Below are 290 nucleotides of genomic sequence, written 5' to 3'. Positions count from 1 at the left end.
CCGCACACCGCAGCGGAACTGGTTGGCGAGTGGACTCACCCGTACAGCCGCGAGCAGGCCGTTTATCCGGTTGCGTCGTTGATTGAAGGCAAATACTGGCCACCGGTCGGTCGCGTCGACAACGTCTTCGGCGATCGCAACCTGGTCTGCGCCTGCCCGTCGATCGAAAGCTACGCTTAAACCGATGGGGGATCAGTTATCGCTGATCCCGCACACACCGCTGATCCCCTGTAGGAGTGAGCCTGCTCGCGATAGCGCACTGACATTTACCAATGATGTCGACTGACAGA

Annotated in this window: 1 protein-coding gene; it reads left to right on the top strand. The window is 59.3% G+C overall.

The features are described from left to right. On the top strand, window positions 1-180 hold a 180-nt coding region (locus BK660_RS32330; protein ID WP_148057562.1), incomplete at its 5' end, for a hypothetical protein. Window positions 181-290 lie beyond the last annotated feature (110 nt).

Source organism: Pseudomonas brassicacearum, assembly GCF_003732265.1.
Taxonomy (GTDB): domain Bacteria; phylum Pseudomonadota; class Gammaproteobacteria; order Pseudomonadales; family Pseudomonadaceae; genus Aquipseudomonas; species Aquipseudomonas brassicacearum_D.
Note: the sequence above shows the minus strand (reverse complement) of the source record. Positions and strands in the feature narration are given on the sequence as shown.